Genomic DNA, 18189 nt, shown 5'->3' on the forward strand with positions numbered 1-18189 from the left:
CCACCACTGCGGCGTGGTTCCCGGCAGCCACTGCCCGGGGCTTCCTGCCGGTGTACGACCGCCCGCCCATGGGCCGGTGCGGCGTTTGACCTGTGGTCACGAGGTGTGGCACAGGACTGCCGCGGGTTTCATCCGGCCGCAGCCCGATGAGCGGAGGCGAACGGTGACGACCGCCGAGCGTGAGCCAGCACAGGAGCCGCCATGGGCGGTGCGTCAGGTCACGGCCGCCGTGGCCACGGCGGCACCGCGTGAGATGCCGGCCCGGTTGTGCGAGACCTTTCAACAGGCGCTGGGTGCCGACGGCGTAACCGTGTCACTCCTGCCGCACACGGAGCGGTGGCAGTTGCTGCACGCCACCACCCCGTTCGCGTTGCACGGCGAGGAAGGCCAGTTCACCCTGGGCGACGGGCCCACGGTCACCGCTTCCGCCGACGGGCGCACCGTCCTGGTCCCCGACGTGCAGGGAGACGTCTGGCAGCTGACGGCGCCGCTGGCCGAACGGCTGCCCGGCGTGCGCACGGTGCTGGCATTGCCTCTGGCCAGGCGCAACCTCCAATTGGGGGTGATCACCCTCTACTTCGCCCGCCCGCACGCACTCGCACACGAACAGGTCGAGTACGCCCAGCACGCCGCACAGCTCGCGGTCGCGCCGTTCCTCCGCGCCCAGGAAGCCGTCCTGGCAGAAGACGATGGCAACGGGCCGACGCCCGTCGAGCCGTGGACCACCGTCTATCAGGCGGTCGGCGTGCTCGCCGCCCGCCTGGGCTGCCCCGTCCACGATGCACTGGACCTGCTGCGCGCACGCAGTTTCACCCAGTCACAGTCGTTGCCAGAGGTGGCCGCGGACCTGCTCAACGGCCGCGAAGGCCCGGACGATGATGAGGATTCCGACGGCAGGGTGCCTGCGTAGCTTCAGATGGCCAGGACCGCGCGCACTCTCTTGCCGCCACCGCTGACCGGAGCGATGTCGAAGCACTGTGCCAGGCAGCGCACCATGGCCAGGCCCCGTCCGCCTTCGCTCTCGGCCGTCAACGGCCGCATGCGGGGCTGGTCCGGATTGTCGTCGTAGACCTCGACGGTCACCTGTCGGTCGGAGACCTGCAGGCGCAGGCGGCAGGCGCTGCGGCCATGCCGGGTGGCGTTCGTGACCAGCTCGGACACGATGAGCGTCGCGTCGTCGATGTGGCCGGCATCGACCCGCGTCATCCGGGGGCGGGAACGGGCGAGGAAGTCGGAGGTCAGCTTCCGCGCCCTGCCCGCCGATGCGGCCTCGTCCGGCAGCAGGTACTCCACTCGTACGGAACGCCGATGGGTACGCCGATGCGTACGCATGGCGGATCACTTCCCCTCCTGGTCTCCCGGCATCCCCGCGGTCTGGCCGCTCGCCGGGGCCGCGGCATGTTGTGCGCGGCCGGTCCCCCGAGTCCTGATGCCCCGTACTGGTGATCGCCAACCCGGCAGGCCGGCGGGCCACTCGACGGCGCCCGCTCGCTGCCGCCCTCGGGCCGCTCCGACCTGAGGATGTGGCGCAAACGGGGCAGCAAGAGCATTGCTTGCCGACGGATCGGGTAACGGGAGGCGAACCCACTGCAGGGAGGAGGCGCATCTCATGACACCGCCCCAGGACGTCGTCGAGGTGATCCTCGATGACCACCGGATGATGGAAGACCTGCTCCGCCTGATGCGGAGCATCGAGGCCGACCGCCAGGCCGCGCTCAACGACTTCGCTCAGCTGATGATCGCGCACGGCGAGGCCGAGGAAACTTCGGTGCACCCCGTGCTCATGCCCTTCGAGGAGACCGACACCGTCGAACACATCGAGGCAGCACACCGGGAAGCCCTCAAGGTCCTCCTCGCCCTTCTGGAAGTACGCGAGATCGGCTCCGCCGAGTGGGACTGGCGGCTGAAGCAGCTTGCCTCGGTCACCGCCCGCCACATCGACGAGGAAGAACGCACCCTCGTCAACCGGGCATGCGAAAGCCTGAGCCGGCAGAGTCGGGCGGAACTCGCGGCCGCCTTCGCCAGGACACGCGCCGACCTGCTCGATGCGCGCTGCGGCAGCGTCGTCCATGTTCAGCGCATGGTTCACGGCGCACCCTCGTACCCAACGCCTTCGTCAGATAGTTCTGAACCGACTCGACGCGTCAGGGGCAGTGACGACATAGAACCCATTGGGGCAGGTCACTGCGTTCGCTGGTCTCTTCCGGGACATCTGAACGGCGGGTGCCGCCGCACCCCGTCCGACCTGCTGGGAAGCGGCTCGTGAGGGGGTGCGGCGGCATCCGTGGGAACTCATCGGCTTGCCTGTCTGCCGAGCGACATCAGTGACGCTCTCGTCTGTCGATCCATCTTCTCGATCGCATACCTGAACGTGTCACGCTTCAAGTCGCCCCTCCATGTGCGAAGGAAGGCTGCCACCTCCTCGGGGTGAATCTCGCCGGCGACTTTGAGCAACCACCCGCAGCCCTTCTGTACGTACACGTCGTCGTCGTGCATGAGCCGGGTGCAGTTGTCGAAGACATGAGACAGAGGCAGTTCGAAGGTCGACTTCCCGACCTTGCGCCGCACGAACTTCACCATCGCCACATTGGCGGCACGTCTCGCCCAGCTCGAAGGGGACTCGATCCACTGCTGAGTCCGCGGGATCAGGTCGAGATGCCCGTAGAAGAACGGGTACAGCAGTTTCAGGCACAAGTCGTCACACTGTGCCCAATTGAAAACACGCTGTTCGAGCCAGACAAGGGAGTGGTCGAGAAGTTCAGGTCCCAGCTTGGTCTTGGCGACCTTGCGGAGGAGCGCGAATCCGAGGAGTACTTCTTCGTGGTGCGTTGCCCACGACAAGACCTCCTCGGCCAGGAGCAGCCGGGTCTCCGCGGGAACGTCCGGCCTCTCGCGAAAGTAGTCGTTCGCGAGAGCGACCACAGCGGCATTGCTCACGCCAAGCGCGGCGATCTCGCTGGGGAAGAACCGCTGCATACGCTCCGCGAAGGCCGCGTCCGCCTTCATGGCGAGCAGCTCCAGAAGCTGCCCGGCCGCCGCCTCGGTGTTCATCCCGGCATACTCCCTCTGCCTCGAGCGTCGTGGAACGGTCCGGGAGTTGTCCGCGTGTTGTCACGCTTCCCGCCGCGCCGTTCCGATGAGTTCGCGTCGGGAGCATGGTCTACCCATACACACTGCAATGACCCAGCGAGCACTACGAACGTGGAGGTGCGCCATGTGTTCCCACCAGCCCTCGTGCCCCGCAACCGACCGCAAGGCCCCGCACATCGTCGCCGCCCACCCCGAGCAGGGCTGGAACCTGCTGTGCGACGGCGCGATCGTCTTCGACGACACCGGCGAGCTGCTGCCCGACGGCCGGATCGTCGCACCTCACCGGGTGCCCGTCGAGCGCCTGACGATCGCCGCCTGATCACTTCTGTGCGATGAACTCCCGCAGTACGGAGGCGAGTCGCTTCGGCTGGTCCTCGGCGATCAGCGTAGGCGCGTCCTCGATCCGGGTCCGTGCGCAGACAGGCCAGGCCGATCATCTTGCCCGGCAGGCCCGGCGGACAGTTGTCGAAGGCCTCGCAGGAGATCAGCACGAGACGCGCCGGCCGTTCGGGGTGCCGGGCCGCCACCGTCCGGGCGCGGCCGCAGTCGCTCTCGACCAGCGTGACGTCCCCGAGGTCGGCCGGCTACGGCAGTACGGCGAAGCCGTCGAGTTCCACCATGGCCTGTTCGTCCCACAGGCGTACGACCTGCACGACCGCCATCGCCGGGTAGTCGCGGCCCGCCAGCTCCCGCCAGGTCCGGCCGAGTTCGGCGGCGTGGGTGCGGTACGCGGCGATGTCCGTGGCGTAGACCGTGACGCGGGCGAGGTCGGCGGGTGTGCCGCCGGAGGCGTGGAGGGCGGTGAGGAGGTTGGTGAGGGCCCGCTCGAACTGTTCGGGGAGGGTGTCGCCGACGATCTTGCCGTCGGTGTCGAGGGCGGTCTGGCCCGCCAGGAACACCGTGCGGGAGCCCGTGGCGACGACGGCGTGCGAGAAGCCGGTGGGTGGGGACAGGTCGGGTGGGTTGATGCGCTCGGCGGTCACGGGGCCTCCTGGCGGGCGTACAACTCCTTGGCGATGATGCCGCGTTGGACCTCGCTCGCGCCCTCGTAGACGCGTGGGGCGCGCACCTCGCGGTAGAGGTGTTCGAGGATGTGGCCGCGGCGCAGGGCGCGGGCGCCGTGCAGTTGGACGGCCGCGTCGACGACGTACTGCGCGGTCTCGGTGGCGAGCAGCTTCGCCATCGCGGCGCGCTGCGGGACGTCGGGTGCGCTCTCGTCGTACGCCGTCGCCGCCGCGTAGACCATGAGGCGGGCGGCCTCCGTGCGCAGGGCCATCTCCGCGACCGTGTGGGCGACCGTCTGGAGGTCCCTCAACTTGCCGCCGAACGCGTCCCGTCGGGAGGTGTGGTCGATGGTCGCGTCGAGGGCGGCCTGGGCCATGCCGACCGCGAAGGCGCCGACGCTGGGGCGGAAGAGGTTGAGGGTGCCCATGGCGACCCGGAAGCCGCGGTCGGGCTCGCCGAGTACGTCGTCGGCGGTCACCGGGACGGCGTCGAAGTCGAGGGCGCCGATGGGATGCGGCGAGAGCATGTCGAGCCCGGTGCCGCTCAGGCCGGGCCGGTCGGCGGGCACGAGGAACGCGGTCACGCCCCGGGCGCCGGCGCCGGGGGTGGTGCGGGCGAAGACGGTGTAGAAGTCGGCCTCGGGTGCGTTGGAGATCCAGCACTTCTCACCGCTGAGCCGCCAGCGGGACGGGCCGTCGGACTCGGCGTCGAGGGCGGTGGCGGGCCTCGGGGCGCCGGGCTCGGCGGCCGGCGAGCCCCCCGGCCGGGAGGCTTCCCGATCGGCCCGCAGCGTCAGTGCCGCCGCGTCCGACCCCGCCCCCGGCTCGCTCAGGGCGAAGGCGGCCACCGCCGTGCCCTCGGCCACTCGGGGGAGCCAGCGGTCCCGTTGGGCCGGGGTGCCGTGGGCGTGGACCGGGTGGGTGCCCAGGCCCTGGAGGGCGAGGGCGGTCTCGGCCTCGGTGCAGGCGTACGCGAGGGACTCGCGCATCAGGCACAGGTCGACCGCTCCGGAGGTGAACAGGCGGGCGAGCAGGCCGAGTCGGCCGAGTTCCGCGAGGAGCGGGCGGTTGACGTGGCCCGGTTCGCCCTTGTCGGCGAGGGGGCGCAGTCGCTGCGCGGCCTGCGTGCGCAGCTGGGCACACCAGGCGGTCTGTGCCGGATCGAGTGAGAATGCGGGCATTGCCGGTCCTCCCTCCGCGGAGCCGCGGTGGCCCTTCACCCGACGGTATCGCGCACAGTTGACTGTCGTCACCAACACGATACGCTCGTTGCGCGAGCCCACCACCGAGCCCACCACCGAGCGCATCACCAAGCGCACCACCGAGCCACCACGACGCCCACAAGGCGACCCGCCAAGGCAAGGGGGCGACCCGTCATGAACGTCTCGGCCCACGTCGACACCTTCGCGCGCGACCACCTCCCGCCCCCCGACCAGTGGCCCGAGCTCCGCTTCGACCTGCCGGAGCTGCGCTACCCCGAACGGCTCAACTGCGCCGCCGAACTGCTCCACGGCCCGCCCGACGACCGCCCGGTCTTCCACACCCCCTCCGGCGCCACATGGACGTACGGCACACTCCGCGCCCGCGTGGACCGGCTCGCGCATCTCCTGACCCGTGACCTCGGTGTCGTCCCCGGCAACCGCGTCCTGCTGCGCGGCCCCACCACCCCGTGGCTGGCCGCCTGCTGGCTGGCCGTGCTGAAGGCGGGCGCGGTCGCCGTCACCGTGCTGGCCCAGCAGCGCCCGCACGAGTTGCGCACGATGTGCGAGATGGCCGAGGTGCGGCACGCCCTGTGCGACATCCGCTCCGTCGACGACCTCGCCAAGGCGGAGATTCCGGGGCTGAGGATCACGGCGTACGGCGGTGACGCCCCCGACGACCTGCTGAACCGGACGGCGCCCGACACCCCGTACCGGGCCGTGGACACCGCCGCCGACGACGTGGCGCTGATCGCCTTCACCTCCGGTACCACCGGCCGCCCCAAGGGCTGTATGCACTTCCACCGGGATGTGCTGGCGATCGCCGACACCTTCTCCAAGCATGTGCTCGCACCCCATGTGGACGATGTCTTCGCCGGCAGTCCCCCGTTGGGCTTCACCTTCGGGCTCGGCGGGCTGGTCGTCTTCCCGATGCGCGTCGGCGCCAGTGCCCTGCTCCTCGAACAGGCGGGTCCCAAGCAGCTGTTGCCCGCGATCGCAGAGCACCGGGTGTCGGTGCTGTTCACCGCGCCGACCGCGTACCGCGCGATGCTCGCCGAGCTCGACGGGTACGACATCTCCTGCCTGCGCCGCTGCGTCTCCGCCGGCGAGAACCTGCCCGCCGCCACCTGGCAGGCCTGGCACGAGCGCACGGGCCTGCGCCTCATCAACGGCATCGGCGCCACCGAGCTGCTGCACATCTTCATCTCCGCGGCCGACGAGCACATCAGGCCCGGGACGACCGGTGTCGCCGTACCGGGGTGGCACGCGCGCGTGCAGGACGCCGACGGCGCGCCGGTCCCCGACGGCGAGCCCGGGCTGCTGGCCGTGCGCGGGCCGGTCGGCTGCCGGTACCTCGCCGACCCGCGGCAGCGCGAGTACGTGCGCGAGGGCTGGAACATCACCGGCGACACCTACGTCCGCGAACCCGACGGCTACTTCCGCTATGTGGCCCGCGCGGACGACATGATCATCTCCGCCGGGTACAACATCGCCGGGCCGGAGGTCGAGGAGGCCCTGCTGCGCCACCCGGACGTGCTGGAGGCGGCGGTGGTGGGCCGGTCCGACGCGGCGCGCGGGCAGATCGTGGTGGCCTACGCCGTCGTCAAGGAGGGCGCGGCGCGGAACGCCGAGGCGCTGCGCACCTTCGTCACATCGGAACTGGCGCCCTACAAATGCCCGCGCGAGATCGTGTTCCTGGACGCGCTGCCGCGCACCGCGACCGGCAAGCTCCAGCGCTTCCGTCTGCGCACTGATGGTGACCAGCAATGATGCCGACGAACTAAGATGATCAACGTGTCCGACCAGCATGCACCACGGTCTCTCATCGTCACGCTCTACGGCGCGTACGGACGCCACATGCCCGGCCCGGTGCCCGTCGCCGAGCTGATCCGGCTGCTGGCCGCCGTCGGCGTGGACGCGCCCTCGGTGCGCTCGTCGGTGTCCCGGCTCAAACGGCGCGGACTGCTCGTGCCGGCCCGTACGGCACAGGGCGCGGCCGGGTACGAACTGTCGCCGGACGCCCGCCAGTTGCTAGACGACGGCGACCGGCGCATCTACGCCACGGCTCCTCCGCGGGACGAGGGCTGGGTGCTCGCCGTGTTCTCCGTGCCGGAGTCGGAGCGGCAGAAGCGGCACGTGCTGCGCTCGCGCCTGGCCGGTCTCGGCTTCGGCACCGCCACCCCAGGCGTGTGGATCGCCCCCGCACGGCTGTACGAGGAGACCGAGCACACCCTCCGAAGGCTGCGCCTCGACCCGTATGTCGACCTCTTCCGCGGCGAGCACCTCGGCTTCGCGCCGACGGCCGAGGCGGTCGCCCGCTGGTGGGACCTGGCGGCGATCGCCAAGGAGCACGAGGCGTTCCTCGACCGCCACGCGCGCGTGCTGCACGACTGGGAGCGGCGCACGGACACCCCGCCCGAGGAGGCGTACCGCGACTACCTCCTCGCCCTGGACTCCTGGCGCCACCTCCCCTACGCCGACCCCGGGCTGCCGGCCCACCTGCTCCCGGAGGGCTGGCCCGGCGCCCGCTCGGCGGCGGTGTTCCGTGGGCTGCACGAGCGGCTGCGGGATGCGGGGGCGGCCTTCGTCGGCGTGTGATCCCATTCACACCGGGGGTCACTAAGACAACCTTCAGGCTTCTGGGAGTCGGCGGACGCGGTGTACGCGCTGCTGACGGCGCGGGGGTTGCTCAACTCCCCAGGCTGAGCCGGGGTTTCGGAGCATCCGTCCGCCCCGTCTGCGGACGGCGGCTGCCCGCCCGGTACGGTGCCGGCCAGACGACTCCCGGCCCTTCGTAGCCCTGCTCGGCCGCCGCGTGCAGCGTCCAGTGGGGGTCGTAGAGGTGGGGGCGGGCCAGGGCGCACAGGTCCGTACGACCGGCCAGGATCAGCGAGTTGACGTCGTCCCAGGAGGAGATCGCGCCGACGGCGATCACCGGGATCCCCACCTCGTGGCGGATCCGGTCGGCGTACGGCGTCTGGTACGACCGCCCGAACTCCGGGTGTTCGTCGGCCACGACCTGCCCGGTCGACACGTCGATCGCGTCGGCGCCGTGTGCGGCGAAGGCGCGGGCGATCTCGACGGCGTCCTCGGCGGTGGTCCCGCCCTCGGCCCAGTCGGTGGCGGAGATGCGGACGGTCATGGGCTTCTCCTGCGGCCACACGCTCCGGACGGCGTCGAAGACCTCCAGCGGGAAGCGCAGCCGCCGCTCGAGCGAGCCGCCGTAGGCGTCCGTACGCTGATTGGTGAGCGGGGAGAGGAAGCCGGAGAGCAAGTAGCCGTGGGCGCAGTGCAGTTCGAGAAGGTCGAAGCCGGCGCGTGCGGCGCGCCCGGCAGCCGAGGTGAACTGCTCGCGGAGGTCGGTGAGTTGGGCGCGGGAGAGTGCGCGCGGGGTCTGGCTGTACGGCTTGTACGGGAGCGGGGACGCGGCCACGAGTGGCCAGTTGCCGTCCTCCAGGGGCTCGTCGATGCCCTCCCACATCAGCTTGGTCGAGCCCTTGCGCCCACTGTGGCCGAGTTGCACGCCGATCGCGGTGCCGGGGGCCTGGGCGTGCACGAAGTCGGTGATCCGCCTCCAGGCCTCGGCCTGCCTGCCGGTGTAGAGGCCGGTGCAGCCGGGCGTGATCCGTCCCTCCGCGCTGACGCACACCATTTCGGTCATCACCAGCCCGGCGCCGCCGAGCGCCCGTGCGCCCAGGTGGACGAGGTGGAAGTCGCCGGGGAGGCCGTCGGTGGCCGAGTACATGTCCATGGGCGAGACGACGACCCGGTTGCGCAGGGTCAGGCCGCGCAGCCGGAACGGGGTGAACATCGGGGGCGTGCCGGGCGGGCAGCCGAACGCGCGCTCCACCGACTCGGTGAAGCGGGCGTCGCGCAGCCGCAGGTTGTCGTGGGTGACGCGGCGGCTGCGGGTGAGCAGGTTGAAGGCGAACTGGCGGGGCGGCTGGTCGAGGTGGAGGCCGAGGTTCTCGAACCACTCCAGGCTGGCTCGGGCGGCGCGCTGGGTGGAGGCGACGACGGGACGCCGCTCCTCCTCATAAGCCCGCAGCGCCTTCCGCAGTGAGTCCTGTTCCTCGAGACACGCCGCCAGCGCGAGGGCGTCCTCGACGGCCAGTTTGGTGCCGGAGCCGATGGAGAAGTGGGCGGTGTGGGCGGCGTCGCCGAGCAGAACGATGTTGTCGTGCGACCAGCGCTCGTTGACCACCGTACGGAAGGTGGTCCACGCCGGCTTGTTGGACTTGAGCGGCCGCCCGCCCAGCGCGTCCGCGAAGATCTTGGCGCAGCGGGCGATCGACTCCTGCGGGGTGATTTCGTCGAACCCGGCAGCGTGCCAGACCTCCTCGCGCATCTCGATGATGACGGTGGAGGCGTCGGGCGCGTACGGGTAGCCATGCAGTTGCATCACGCCGTGTTCGGTCTCGGCGATCTCGAAGCGGAAGGATGTGAAGGCGAAGTCCGCAGCGAGCCAGATGTAGCGGCAGTGGTGGGCGGCCACATGGGGGCGGAACACATGGGTGTAGGCCTCGCGGGTGGTGCTGTGCACACCGTCGGCCGCGATGACGAGGTCGTACGTCTCTGCCAGCCAGGCGGGGTATGGGGCCTCGGTGCGGAAGCGGAGCTCTACGCCAAGGGTGCGGCAGCGGTCGTGAAGGATTTGCAGGAGCCGTTTTCTGCCGAGGGCCGCGAAGCCGTGTCCTCCGGAGGTGTGGCGGGTGCCTCGGTGGACGATGTCTATGTCGTCCCAGCGGATGAAGTCTCTCTGGAGGGCCTCGTAGACCACGGGGTCGGCGTGTTCGATGCCGCCCAGGGTTTCGTCGGAGAGGACTACTCCGAAGCCGAAGGTGTCGTGGGGGGCGTTGCGTTCCCAGACGGTTACTTCGCGGGACGGGTCGAGGCGTTTGAGGAGGGTGGCGGCGTAGAGGCCGCCGGGGCCGCCGCCGATGATTGCGATGCGTTGGGGGTGGCTGGTCATCGCGGGCGGTTGTACATCGTGTGTGGCTGGTCGCGCAGTTCCCCGCGCCCCTGAGGTACGTGCACCTGAGGTGGGCATTACCGTCCCCGCCACTTCGGTGGGCGCTTTTCCGTGAACGCCGCGTGGAACTCTGCGTAATCCTCGCCGTTCATCAGCAGGGCCTGGGTCGATGCGTCCAGCTCGACCGAGGCGGCCAGCGGCATGTCCAGCTCCGCCGTGAGCAGCGCCTTGGTCTGGGCGTATGCCAAGGCCGGGCCCTCGGCCAGACGGTGGGCCAGCGCCTGTGCGGCTTCGTCCGCCCGCCCCTCCTCCGTCAGTTCGCTGATCAGGCCGATCCGCTCGGCCTCGGGCGCCCGTACCGGTTCCCCGAGCATGAGCAGCCGCGTCGCGTGGCCCAGTCCGACGACCCGGGGCAGCAGATAGGCCGCGCCCATGTCGCCGCCGGACAGTCCGACCCGGGTGAAGAGGAAGGCGAAGCGGGCGCTCGGATCGGCGACGCGGAAGTCCGCCGCCAGCGCCAGCACCGCCCCCGCGCCCGCCGCCACCCCGTGCACCGCCGCGATCACCGGGAACGGACACTCCCGTACGGCCCGCACGACCTGCCCGGTCATCCGGTTGAAGTCGAGGAGCTGGGCGGTGTCCATGGCCAGGGTGGCGCCGATGATCTCGTCGACGTCGCCGCCGGAGCAGAAGCCGCGTCCCTCGCCGGCCAGCACCAGGGCGCGTACGGACCGCTCCCGGGACAGTTCGGCGAGCAGGTCGCGCAGGTCGGCGTAGGCGCCGAAGGTGAGCGCGTTGAGCTTGTCGGGGCGGGCGAGGGTGACGGTGGCGACGCCGTCGGCGACGGTGACGCGCAGATGCTGCCAGTGGGAGGTGCGGGCGGCGGAGCCGGTGAACGGACTCATGGGGTGCGGCCTCCTCGTGGGAGCGACGGGCACTGCCTCACGGACTCACGGAGCACTACTCCACGAAGTTATCACTCATCCGTGACTGTCGTCACGAGTCCGCGATACAGACGGACGGATGCGCGTGACCCGGATCCGACCCCGCTCCGTCACATCCGTCACGGCTCGTCGACACCCCCGTAACGGCGGGAGCAACCGCGCGAGGCCCGCCGTTCACCCGGGTAAGCCGCCCGGCAAGGGGGCCGACGGTCCCGTACGGTGCCCGTCGGACGCCTCTGCCGGGTGGCCCCGTACCATTCATCAGGTTGAAAGCAGGACAGCCTGCTCATGAACGGACCCGCCTTGTACGAACGCCCCTCCGCCTCCGCCTCCGCTTCTTGGCGCATCGCGCTGCCGCACTCCGTCGCGGCCGTGCCCGTGGCCCGCGCCTTGGTGCGCACGGCGCTGGCGGAGCTGGAGCACGGGGCCGACAGCGACACCGCGGAACTGCTCACGGCGGAGCTGGTGGCGAACGCCGTGGAGCACACCGCCGGCGACGCGCCGATCGAGCTCGTGGTGGAGCTGCTGCCGACCGGCTGCCGGGTGGAGGTGCACGACCCGGACCCGGTGCCGCCCGGCGACCTCACGCGTCCGGCGGACACCGAGCCCGATCCCTGGCAGGAGCACGGGCGCGGTCTGCTGCTGATCCGCACGCTCAGTTCGTCCTGCGGCCACCGCTCCACCGAGTCCGGCAAGGCGGTGTGGTTCAGGCTGCCGTCGATACCGCGTCAGCGGCGTCCGGTATGACCGTCCCCGCGAAGAACGCGAGAAGCAAGGACTGATCAGGCCAGCGTGGCCACGAGGACCGCCTTGATCGTGTGCATACGGTTCTCCGCCTCGTCGAAGACCACCGAGTGCGCCGACTCGAAGACCTCGTCCGTGACCTCGAGGGACTCCAGGCCGTGGGACTCGTGGATCTCGCGCCCGACCTTGGTGCCGAGGTCGTGGAAGGCGGGCAGGCAGTGCAGGAACTTCACATCCGGGTTGCCGGTGGCGCGCAGGACGTCCATGGTCACGGCGTACGGGCCGAGCGCGGCGATCCGCTCGTCCCAGACCTCCTTGGGCTCGCCCATGGAGACCCAGACGTCGGTGGCGACGAAGTCGGCGCCCGCGACGCCCTCCTCCACGGACTCGGTGAGCACGATGGCGGCACCACTGCCCTCGGCCAGCTCGCGGGCCCGGGCGACGACGTCGTCACTGGGCCAGTACTGCTTGGGCGCGACGATACGGACGTCCAGGCCGAGCAGCGCGCCGGTGATCAGATAGGAGTTGCCCATGTTGAAGCGGGCGTCGCCGAGGTAGGCGAGGACGAAACCGTCCTCGACGAGGTCCTTGCTGCAGTGCTCGGTCATGGTGAGCACGTCGGCGAGCATCTGGGTGGGGTGCCAGTGGTCGGTGAGGCCGTTGTAGACGGGCACGCCGGCGTACGCGGCAAGCTCCTCGACCTTGGCCTGACTGTCCCCGCGGTACTCGATCGCGTCGTACATCCGGCCCAGCACCCGCGCGGTGTCCTTCACGGACTCCTTGTGACCGATCTGCGAACCCGAGGGGTCGAGGTACGTCGTCGAGGCGCCCTGGTCGGCGGCGGCGACCTCGAACGCGCAGCGCGTGCGGGTGGAGGTCTTCTCGAAGATCAGCGCGATGTTCCTGCCCCGCAGGTACTGGGTCTCCGCCCCCGCCTTCTTCGCGGCCTTGAGTTCCGCGGCCAGTTCGATCAGACCGCGGAACTCGCCCTCGGTGAAGTCCAGCTCCTTGAGGAAGTGGCGGCCGGCGAGGGTGGTCGGGACTGTCGCCATGGGGGGCGCTCCAGGGGGACGAGAACAGGGACACTGGAAGTCTATACGACGATCAGCATTTCTATACAGCGGCGGCTCTCCACGGCCTCTCCATACGGCCTCGCGTATCTATACGGCCTCGCGTACGACCGGGCAGCTCATGCACCGCGGCCCGCCCCTCCCCCGCCCGAGCTCGCTGCCGGGGATCTCTATCACCTCGATGCCCTGCTTGCGCAGATGCGTGTTGGTGGTGGCGTTGCGCTCGTAGGCGACGACGACGCCCGGCTCGACGGCCAGCACGTTGCAGCCGTCGTCCCACTGCTCGCGCTCGGCGGAGTGCACGTCCTGGGTCGCGGTCAGGACGCGGATCTCGCTCAGTCCGAGGGCTGCGGCGATCGCGCGGTGCATGTGCTCCGGCGGGTGGTCGGTGACCTTCAGCTCCTCGCCGACGCCCGGTTCGATGGTGTACGAGCGGAGCATGCCGAGCCCCGCGTACTGGGTGAAGGTGTCGCCGTCGACCATCGTCATCACGGTGTCGAGGTGCATGAGGGCGCGCCGTTTCGGCATGTCGAGGGCCACGATCGTCTGCGCGGAGCCGGCGGTGAACAGCTTGTGCGCGAGCATCTCGACGGCCTGGGGGGTCGTCCGCTCGCTCATGCCGATGAGGACCGCGCCGTTGCCGATGACCAGGACGTCCCCGCCCTCGATGGTGGACGGGTAGTCGGCCTGCCCCTCGGACCAGACATTGAACGTTTCGTCACGGAACAGCGGGTGGTGCCGGTAGATCGCCTCGAAGTGCACGGTCTCGCGCTGCCGGGCGGGCCAGCGCATGGCGTTGATGGAGACGCCGTCGTAGATCCAGGCGGAGGTGTCGCGAGTGAAGAGGTGGTTGGGCAGGGGGGCGAGCAGGAAGTCGTCGAGCTCCATGACGTGGAAGCGCACGGAGGTCGGCTCCGCGTGCGCGTCCAGGAACTCCCGCTTGGTCATGCCGCCGACGAGCGCGTCGGCCAGCTCCCGGGCGGGCAGGGTCTCGAAGGCGGCCCGGAGGTGGCCGGTGGCGAGCACCCCGTACTCCTTCTCGTCGAAGACCCGGTCCAGGACGAGCGCTCGGGCCGCCGGGATCTCCAGGGCCTCGGTCAGCAGGTCGCCGAAGAGGTGCACGGCGACCCCGCGGTCGCGCAGCACGTCGGCGAACCCGTCGTGCTCGGCGCGTGCCCGGCGCACCCACAGCACGTCGTCGAAGAGGAGGGCGTCCTTGTTGCTGGGGGTGAGCCTTTTGAGCTCGAGATCCGGCCGGTGCAGGATGACGCGGCGCAGCCGCCCGGCCTCGGAGTCGACATGGAATCCCATGCCTCCATCCTGACCACCGGAGACCGTGTTCACCCGCTGGTCGACCGTTTCCGCACGACCTTGTTTTCGTCTCCTTGACGAGAATCGGGACGGACGATCGGCTGCCGATCGGCTTCAGGCGCGTGGCCGGGGTCAACCGCTCGGCAGTGGCTGTCGGATCAGTTCCGGGCGGGCCAGCATTCGGCGGGAGGCGCGGCCCGGGTCGAGGGCGGCACGGGCGACGATCCAGCCCGCGAGGGCGTGCGGTTCGGCCGGGTCGGCGGCCAGTTCGTCGGCGTACGCGGTGAGCGCGGCGGCCGGATTCCCGGCGGCGAGGTGCTCGTCGGCGGTGCGCGGGGCGGCGGGAGGGGTGGCGAAGGCGGGGGTGCGGACGTCCGGCCAGGAGGTGCGGTCGGGGCGGAAGCGGGGGGTGCCGGCCGCGTCCGTGGCGTCGGACACCGGAAGTACGTTGCGCAGACGCCACTCGGTGCGGTGCAGCGCGGCGGCCGCACGGGCGCGGGTCAGGGCGGCCGGGGGTACGGGTTCGCGCAGCCAGCCGTCCAGGGTGCGCGCGAGGGCCGACACCAGGGCGCGGCCCTGGGTGGTGAGACGGCCCTCGGCGAGCAGGGTGCGCACCACGAGCCGGCTCTGCAGGCGGCGCAGCGCGAAGTGGTAGCCGGCCTCGTCGGCCGACCGGCCGTCCCCCGCGCAGGCCAGGCGGTCCCGCCAGAAGCCCGCGACGCCGGTGAAGGCGTACGCGCCGTGCAGCAGGCCGGTGAGATGGCGCGGGTCGGGACGCCAGGGGGCGTAGTAACGCTCCGCCCTGTCGTCCTCGAGCAACGGGAAGAGGTGCAGCAGGGCGGCCAGCTTGCTGTGCTGGAACTCGTGGACGAGCGTCTCGGCGAGGGCGAGCGCGCGGGAGGGCCGGGCGATCACCATGGCGCCGAAGGAGTCGCCGCTGGACGCGGAGACCAGCACGGCCGGCGGGGCGGGCGGCACGGCGCCGGTACGGCCCCAGGGCACGACGGAGCGGATCGCGGCCGGGTCGATCCGCCCGGGCCCGGTACCGCCCGGCACGGCGAGCACCGCGACGGCCTCCTCGAACAGCCGCTGCCACGCCCGCGCCTCCGCGGCTTCCAGCCGGGCGGGCGGCAGGGGGTCGTCCAGGTCACGGTAGGGATCGAGGTCGTCGAGGGGTATGGCGACGGGTCCGGCGGGGCCGGGATGGGTGAGGGTGCGCAGGGGGAGCCAGGAGGACGCCGGGTCCAGCGGGTCGGATTCCTCTACGACGGCCTGGGCGCCCCCGATCGGTAACGGTGCCGTGGCCGGACGGATCGTCAGGGACGTCGTACCGCCGCCGCGCCCGGCCCCGGTGAGGGTCAGCTCTCCCCCGTCCGTGTGGGCCTGACCGACCGTCAACCCTCCTTTTCCGTCGGTGAGTCGGGCCAGTCCCAGGCCGGGAAGGGAGAGCGCGCCGTCGGTGAGGGGGACCGTCAGGTCGGCCTCCGTGCCGGCGCGCAGGGACGCCGTGACGGCCAGGGCGCACAGATGGCCCGCCTCCGCCCACAGCGGCGGGCCCGTCGCGGTGCCGTGCGCCCGGCGCAGTACATGGGCGAGCCAGGCGCCGGTCGCCGGGGCGAGCAGCAGCCGGTCGACCGGCTCGGGCGCCCGGGCCGCCGCCTCCTTCAGCACGCGCCATGCCTCGGCGGCCGGGGTCAGCGGTGTGGGCAGCGCGTCGAGGCGGTCCAGCAGCGTCCGCAGGAGCAGCAGCCGGCGCGCCCGCTCCCCCCGTTCGAGGAAGGCGACGGCCTCCGCGGAGCCGCCGCCCGCGGCCAGTTCCGCGAAGAGCCGCTCCGGCATGCGGAACGGGGCGGGGTGCGGCTCACTGGTCATGGGCGGGGACCTCCGGTCGCGGGTGCGGGCATGCTGGGGCCCCGACGGGCGCAGGGGCCTCGTCAGGGTCTGCCGTAGGAACGGGCGGCGCTATTCGGCCCGGGCGCTTCCCCCTTCACCTCCGCCCCTGATGCCGCTGCGGGCGCGCAGGACCTCTTCGAGGAGACGGGCGGTCGGGCCGAGCGGGGCGAGACCGTCCACGGCGGTCAAGGGCAGCGCCGCGAGGTCCGCCAGATCCGACTCCCAGACGTCGGCATGCCTGGTGGCGGCCGACGCCTGGGCGGTGGCTGCGGGGTGGTGCGGTGCGGGCGGCCGGTCCAAGATGCTCCCCCTTCTCGCACGGTGGCACGCGATGCCCCGTGCCCGTGTCCTTTTCCATCATGGCCATTCCCGCCCGGGTCGAAAACCGTACGATCACGCCACCCGATCATTTCCGATCGCTCGGACGCTTCACCGAGGCCGCGAAATCGCGCAGCGCGGCCTCGAGTTCTTCCTTACGCTCGGGGTCGTCGTCGACGGACACCACGGCGTCGAACAGCTCCCACAGCGCCTCCGGGTGGTGCCGGGAGAGGGCATTGAGGATGCCGATGGCGTCCGTGCGGGCCCTGGGGTGACGGGGCAGCATCGCTGTGACACGGGGGTTCAACGCGGCGACCACGGTCTGCCGTTCGGTGGGGTCGCCCATCAACGGGTAGGCGAGCAGCGCCTCCACGGCCCGCTGCAGCGGCGAGACCGGGCGCCGCTCGGCGGTCGGTGCCGCCGCGGGCAGGATCTCGGTGCGCTCGGGACTCCGCAGTCGGATCTCCGGATACTGATGGGTACGTCCCGCTTCCCTGAGGGCCGCGATACGTGTCCTTACGGCCGGAAACAGTTCCTCCGGATCGGGCGGGGCGGGCAGGACGGCCGCTCGGGCGGCCAGCAGACCGAGCATGATCTCGGAGAAGAGCCCGGTGGCGCGCACGGGGTCGTTGGCGGCGGCCCGGCCGCGGCCCGCCGCGCGCAGCAGGGTCTGCTGATGGGCGAGGCTGCGCCGTCCCACGGGCAGCGCGTCGGGCGGCAGCGGCTCCCGGAAGCCGAGGGCCTCCTCGAAGGTCTCGCAGGCGTCCACGATCCACAACTGCTCGGCGAAGCCAGGCACGGCGTCGCCGGCGTACCGGGCGAGCGCGGAGTCCAGGTCGATGCCCAGCTTGTCGGCGGTGGACGCGTCGGCGCAGAACAGCCGCAGCCGCCCGGCCCGGTCGAGAACGCCGTGCCCGCCCCACCACACCCACAGGATGTCGCCCTGAACCAGGGGAAGTTCACGGACCAGGACGCGACGCAGGGTGGCGTGGTCGGCGGGCTCGTACGGGACTTCGGGGGCGTACGGCGGCAACGGCGCGAGGTGCAGCCGGAGTTGGGCGTCCGGCACCCCGGCCGCGCGCAGCAGCCGGTGGAAGGCGACGGCGTCCCGGGCCGGCCCGGGCAGGTCCCAGCCGGAGCCGGCGTCGTACCTCTCGATGCCGACGATCAGGGCGTGCACGCGGGCGGGATCCACGCGTGGCGGCAAGGGCGGCACGGGGCCCGTCACGGCAGGCGGTCCACGATGCGGCGGTACACCTCGGGGTTGGTCCAGTAGGCGCTGTGCGCGGCGGGGAACGGCTGGCGGCTGTCGACGGCGACGTCGGTGACACGGCCCGGGAACAGGTCCGCACCGAGGTAGGAGAGCAGGTCGTGGGGGTCGTACAGGTTCAGCCAGTCGGGGACGTGCGGCGGCAGCGGGGCCGGGTGGTCGAGGGAGGGCAGGGAGCCGGACTCGTACAGGAAGGGTCCCTGGGAGCCGGCCGTCACCAGGAGGCGGACCTGGGGCAGCGGGGCGGAGATCAGGGTGTCCAGGGCGATGATGCCGCCCAGGCTGTGACAGACGAGCGCGACGGGCGGCTCCAGGCCCGCGACGAGGGCGCGCAGGTCGGCGCGGACGGCCTCGCCGCGGCTGAGGTAGCGCAG

At 71.4% G+C, this 18189-nt stretch carries 18 protein-coding genes and 1 pseudogene; 6 read left to right on the forward strand and 13 right to left on the reverse strand.

Annotation, left to right across the window (positions count from 1 at the left end):
- The first annotated feature begins 163 nt into the window (after nucleotides 1–163).
- The gene (locus CLM62_RS36055; RefSeq protein WP_179382379.1) at nucleotides 164–910 is read left to right on the forward strand and encodes a GAF and ANTAR domain-containing protein; all 747 of its coding nucleotides are present in this window, start codon (nucleotides 164–166) and stop codon (nucleotides 908–910) included.
- A 2-nt stretch (nucleotides 911–912) separates the two neighbouring features.
- Here the strand turns inward: CLM62_RS36055 and CLM62_RS36060 are convergent, their stop codons facing one another.
- Entirely contained in the window at nucleotides 913–1332 is a 420-nt protein-coding gene (locus tag CLM62_RS36060; protein WP_257004287.1) for an ATP-binding protein, read from the reverse strand.
- A 304-nt stretch (nucleotides 1333–1636) separates the two neighbouring features.
- Between CLM62_RS36060 and CLM62_RS36065 the strand changes: the two genes are divergently transcribed.
- Complete coding sequence (locus tag CLM62_RS36065; RefSeq protein WP_306457960.1) at nucleotides 1637–2266, forward strand: hemerythrin domain-containing protein; 630 nt, start codon at nucleotides 1637–1639, stop codon at nucleotides 2264–2266.
- Nucleotides 2267–2292: 26 nt separating this feature from the next.
- Here the strand turns inward: CLM62_RS36065 and CLM62_RS36070 are convergent, their stop codons facing one another.
- A complete protein-coding gene (locus CLM62_RS36070) occupies nucleotides 2293–3051 on the reverse strand; it encodes a DNA alkylation repair protein (RefSeq protein WP_095754102.1) in 759 nt (252 codons plus the stop codon).
- A 163-nt stretch (nucleotides 3052–3214) separates the two neighbouring features.
- Here CLM62_RS36070 and CLM62_RS36075 point away from each other — a divergent pair, with 163 nt between their 5' ends.
- Nucleotides 3215–3409: a DUF5999 family protein gene (locus tag CLM62_RS36075; RefSeq protein ID WP_095754103.1), complete on the forward strand. Its 195-nt coding sequence runs from the start codon at nucleotides 3215–3217 to the stop codon at nucleotides 3407–3409.
- A 100-nt stretch (nucleotides 3410–3509) separates the two neighbouring features.
- Here CLM62_RS36075 and CLM62_RS52805 read toward each other — a convergent pair.
- The 3 genes and pseudogenes from CLM62_RS52805 to CLM62_RS36090 form a co-directional block, all read right to left on the reverse strand.
- Nucleotides 3510–3668, reverse strand: a pseudogene (locus CLM62_RS52805) (alpha/beta hydrolase); the annotation flags it as partial.
- A gap of 6 nt (nucleotides 3669–3674) precedes the next feature.
- A complete protein-coding gene (locus CLM62_RS36085; RefSeq protein WP_095754104.1) occupies nucleotides 3675–4073 on the reverse strand; it encodes a RidA family protein in 399 nt (132 codons plus the stop codon).
- Nucleotides 4070–5275 (reverse strand): acyl-CoA dehydrogenase family protein, encoded by a 1206-nt coding sequence (locus CLM62_RS36090; RefSeq protein ID WP_095754105.1) that lies wholly within the window; start codon nucleotides 5273–5275, stop codon nucleotides 4070–4072. Before CLM62_RS36090 ends, CLM62_RS36085 begins: the two co-directional genes overlap by 4 nt.
- A 195-nt stretch (nucleotides 5276–5470) precedes the next feature.
- Between CLM62_RS36090 and CLM62_RS36095 the strand changes: the two genes are divergently transcribed.
- Entirely contained in the window at nucleotides 5471–7063 is a 1593-nt protein-coding gene (locus CLM62_RS36095; RefSeq protein WP_095754106.1) for an AMP-binding protein, read from the forward strand.
- A gap of 15 nt (nucleotides 7064–7078) precedes the next feature.
- The gene (locus CLM62_RS36100; RefSeq protein ID WP_095754107.1) at nucleotides 7079–7891 is read left to right on the forward strand and encodes a PaaX family transcriptional regulator C-terminal domain-containing protein; all 813 of its coding nucleotides are present in this window, start codon (nucleotides 7079–7081) and stop codon (nucleotides 7889–7891) included.
- Between the two features lie 91 nt (nucleotides 7892–7982).
- Here CLM62_RS36100 and CLM62_RS36105 read toward each other — a convergent pair whose 3' ends face one another.
- Nucleotides 7983–10265 carry a bifunctional salicylyl-CoA 5-hydroxylase/oxidoreductase gene (locus CLM62_RS36105; RefSeq protein ID WP_257004288.1) on the reverse strand — a complete coding sequence of 761 codons (2283 nt, stop codon included), beginning with the start codon at nucleotides 10263–10265 and terminating at the stop codon, nucleotides 7983–7985.
- A gap of 77 nt (nucleotides 10266–10342) precedes the next feature.
- The gene (locus CLM62_RS36110) at nucleotides 10343–11170 is read right to left on the reverse strand and encodes an enoyl-CoA hydratase family protein (RefSeq protein WP_095754109.1); all 828 of its coding nucleotides are present in this window, start codon (nucleotides 11168–11170) and stop codon (nucleotides 10343–10345) included.
- 327 nt (nucleotides 11171–11497) lie between these two features.
- Here CLM62_RS36110 and CLM62_RS36115 point away from each other — a divergent pair, with 327 nt between their 5' ends.
- Nucleotides 11498–11956 carry an ATP-binding protein gene (locus tag CLM62_RS36115; protein ID WP_095754110.1) on the forward strand — a complete coding sequence of 153 codons (459 nt, stop codon included), beginning with the start codon at nucleotides 11498–11500 and terminating at the stop codon, nucleotides 11954–11956.
- A 35-nt stretch (nucleotides 11957–11991) separates the two neighbouring features.
- On the opposite strand, the gene argF is transcribed toward CLM62_RS36115, so the two are convergent.
- The 6 genes from argF to CLM62_RS36145 all read right to left on the reverse strand — a co-directional run.
- Nucleotides 11992–13005 carry an ornithine carbamoyltransferase gene (gene argF, locus CLM62_RS36120; RefSeq protein ID WP_095754111.1) on the reverse strand — a complete coding sequence of 338 codons (1014 nt, stop codon included), beginning with the start codon at nucleotides 13003–13005 and terminating at the stop codon, nucleotides 11992–11994.
- A gap of 108 nt (nucleotides 13006–13113) precedes the next feature.
- Nucleotides 13114–14334 carry an arginine deiminase gene (locus CLM62_RS36125; protein WP_095754112.1) on the reverse strand — a complete coding sequence of 407 codons (1221 nt, stop codon included), beginning with the start codon at nucleotides 14332–14334 and terminating at the stop codon, nucleotides 13114–13116.
- A gap of 132 nt (nucleotides 14335–14466) precedes the next feature.
- Nucleotides 14467–16206: an HEXXH motif domain-containing protein gene (locus CLM62_RS36130; RefSeq protein WP_095754113.1), complete on the reverse strand. Its 1740-nt coding sequence runs from the start codon at nucleotides 16204–16206 to the stop codon at nucleotides 14467–14469.
- Nucleotides 16207–16296: 90 nt separating this feature from the next.
- Nucleotides 16297–16527, reverse strand: coding sequence for a hypothetical protein (locus CLM62_RS36135; RefSeq protein ID WP_095754114.1), 231 nt, complete (start codon nucleotides 16525–16527; stop codon nucleotides 16297–16299).
- 106 nt (nucleotides 16528–16633) lie between these two features.
- Nucleotides 16634–17773, reverse strand: a complete 1140-nt coding sequence (locus tag CLM62_RS36140; protein ID WP_095754115.1) for a caspase family protein — start codon at nucleotides 17771–17773, stop codon at nucleotides 16634–16636.
- The coding region (locus CLM62_RS36145; protein ID WP_143659208.1) for an alpha/beta fold hydrolase at nucleotides 17770–18189 on the reverse strand (420 nt) is incomplete at its 5' end. The genes CLM62_RS36140 and CLM62_RS36145, both read right to left, overlap by 4 nt.

Origin of the sequence: Streptomyces sp. SA15, from assembly GCF_002291145.1 — a bacterium.
Classification (GTDB): Bacteria; Actinomycetota; Actinomycetes; order Streptomycetales; family Streptomycetaceae; genus Streptomyces.

Excerpts from the sequence above, each read along its gene's own strand:
- CLM62_RS36060 (WP_257004287.1), bottom strand. The coding sequence starts at position 1,332 with ATGCGTACGCATCGGCGTACCCATCGGCGTTCCGTACGAGTGGAGTAC.
- CLM62_RS36070 (WP_095754102.1), bottom strand. The coding sequence starts at position 3,051 with ATGAACACCGAGGCGGCGGCCGGGCAGCTTCTGGAGCTGCTCGCCATG.
- CLM62_RS36075 (WP_095754103.1), top strand. The coding sequence starts at position 3,215 with ATGTGTTCCCACCAGCCCTCGTGCCCCGCAACCGACCGCAAGGCCCCG.
- CLM62_RS36090 (WP_095754105.1), bottom strand. The coding sequence starts at position 5,275 with ATGCCCGCATTCTCACTCGATCCGGCACAGACCGCCTGGTGTGCCCAG.
- CLM62_RS36095 (WP_095754106.1), top strand. The coding sequence starts at position 5,471 with ATGAACGTCTCGGCCCACGTCGACACCTTCGCGCGCGACCACCTCCCG.
- CLM62_RS36100 (WP_095754107.1), top strand. The coding sequence starts at position 7,079 with ATGATCAACGTGTCCGACCAGCATGCACCACGGTCTCTCATCGTCACG.
- CLM62_RS36105 (WP_257004288.1), bottom strand. The coding sequence starts at position 10,265 with ATGACCAGCCACCCCCAACGCATCGCAATCATCGGCGGCGGCCCCGGC.
- CLM62_RS36110 (WP_095754109.1), bottom strand. The coding sequence starts at position 11,170 with ATGAGTCCGTTCACCGGCTCCGCCGCCCGCACCTCCCACTGGCAGCAT.
- CLM62_RS36115 (WP_095754110.1), top strand. The coding sequence starts at position 11,498 with ATGAACGGACCCGCCTTGTACGAACGCCCCTCCGCCTCCGCCTCCGCT.
- argF (WP_095754111.1), bottom strand. The coding sequence starts at position 13,005 with ATGGCGACAGTCCCGACCACCCTCGCCGGCCGCCACTTCCTCAAGGAG.
- CLM62_RS36125 (WP_095754112.1), bottom strand. The coding sequence starts at position 14,334 with ATGGGATTCCATGTCGACTCCGAGGCCGGGCGGCTGCGCCGCGTCATC.
- CLM62_RS36130 (WP_095754113.1), bottom strand. The coding sequence starts at position 16,206 with ATGACCAGTGAGCCGCACCCCGCCCCGTTCCGCATGCCGGAGCGGCTC.